Source organism: Kitasatospora sp. NPDC001225, from assembly GCF_053597855.1.
This window is the reverse complement of record NZ_JBSFJC010000430.1, coordinates 1-1,587: the sequence shown is the minus strand read 5'-3', so window position 1 is coordinate 1,587 and position 1,587 is coordinate 1. Positions and strand designations below refer to the sequence as shown.

Annotated in this window: 2 protein-coding genes and 1 pseudogene; all 3 read left to right on the top strand. The window is 73.5% G+C overall.

The window, feature by feature from the left end; all coding sequences use genetic code 11:
- Positions 1–207, top strand: a pseudogene (locus ACWDCZ_RS41210) (SDR family NAD(P)-dependent oxidoreductase); the annotation flags it as partial.
- Between the two features lie 124 nt (positions 208–331).
- Positions 332–634: a hypothetical protein gene (locus ACWDCZ_RS41205; protein ID WP_449818702.1), complete on the top strand. Its 303-nt coding sequence runs from the start codon at positions 332–334 to the stop codon at positions 632–634.
- A gap of 96 nt (positions 635–730) precedes the next feature.
- On the top strand, positions 731–1,552 hold the full coding sequence (locus tag ACWDCZ_RS41200) for a hypothetical protein (RefSeq protein ID WP_449818701.1): 822 nt from the start codon (positions 731–733) through the stop codon (positions 1,550–1,552).
- Positions 1,553–1,587: the final 35 nt, after the last annotated feature.

Below are 1,587 nucleotides of genomic sequence, written 5' to 3'. Positions count from 1 at the left end.
GACCGCGGGGCCTGGCCGATCGTCCGGGCCGTCCTGGACCCGCGGGTGCGCGGCGGACAGCTGTGGGGGCCCAGGGCCTTCGGCCTGCGCGGCGCACCGGAGCTGGAGCCGGTCCGCGCCCACATGACCGATCCGGCCCTCGCCGCGCGCCTGTGGGACACCAGCTGCGAAGCGGCCGGCGTCGAGCCCGACCTGGCCCTCCTGTAGCGGCGGCTTCGTCCCAGCGGCTCCCCCGGTGCCCGTCCATCCCAGGAGGTGGCAGGGCACGCGCGCCGGGGGGACCCTGGAGGGGGCGGCCGGCTGCCCCGCGCGGAGCCGAGGAGGTTGACCCGTGAGGTTCATCCAGATCATCGAGTACCGGACGAGTCGGATCGACGAGTTCAACGCCCTGCTCGACAGCTGGGTCGAGAAGAACGCGGGCCACCGGCTGGCGACCCGCTCGCTGCAGACCCGTGACCGCGACGGCGAGAACGTGTACCTGAACATCGTGGAGTTCCCCTCGCACGAGGCGGCGATGCGGAACTCCGACCGCCCTGAGACCTCGGAGTTCGCCGCGCGGGCCGCCGCCCTCTGCGACGGGCCGCCGGTGTTCCGCAACCTCGACCTGGTGAACGAATGGGCCTTCCAGGCCTGAGCCGACGCGCGGACGCCGTACGGACAGGCGGCGGGGACGGCGGGATTCCGGTCGGCCGGTAGATTCGCTCCCTCACCACCGACCGAGGGAGTCCCCGTGCCCGACCGGCCCAGCCTGCTGTACGTGACCGACCTGGCCTACCCCGCCCGCGGCCGGCGCTACGGCGACGAGGACGTCCTCCTCACCTCCCGGCTGCGGGAGCACTTCGACCTGGCCCTGTGCCACCCGCTCGACGCCCGGGCCCTGATGGGCCGCTTCGACGCGGTCGTGGTGCGCAACAGCGGCCCGGTGCTGCACTACCGGGAGGAGTACGCCCGGTTCCGCTCCCAGGCGCTGGCCGATGGCGTACGCGTCTACAACCCGCTGACCGGGCGGGGCGACATGGCCGGGAAGCGGTACCTGCTGGACCTGACCGCGTCGGGCCACCCGGTCATCCCCACCGTCGACCGGCCGCAGGACCTCGACCGGCTGCCCGCCGCCGAGCGCTACGCGGTCAAGCCCGAGGAGGGCGCCGACAGCATAGGCCTGCGCTTCCTCACCCGTGAGGAGCTGGACGGCGTCGAGTGGGGCGAGGTGCTGGTCCAGCCGCGGATCGACTTCCGGTACGAGGTCTCGTTCTACTTCGTGGACGACGCCTTCCAGTACGCCCTCCACACGCCCGACCCGGCCCGGCGCTGGGTCCTGGAGCCGTACGAGCCGAGCGCCGCCGACCTCGCGTTCGCCCGCGGCTTCGTCGACTGGAACACGCTCGCCCACGGGATCCAGCGGGTGGACGCCTGCCGCGCGCCGGACGGGCGCCTGCTCCTGGTCGAGCTGGAGGACCTCAACCCCTACCTCTCCCTCGACCTGGTCGCCGAGGAGGTCCGGGAGGGTTTCGTCCGGGCCATGGCGGACTCGCTGCGCCGCTTCCTGGACTGACCCCGACCGCGTACGCCGCCGCCCCGGAAGTCGCC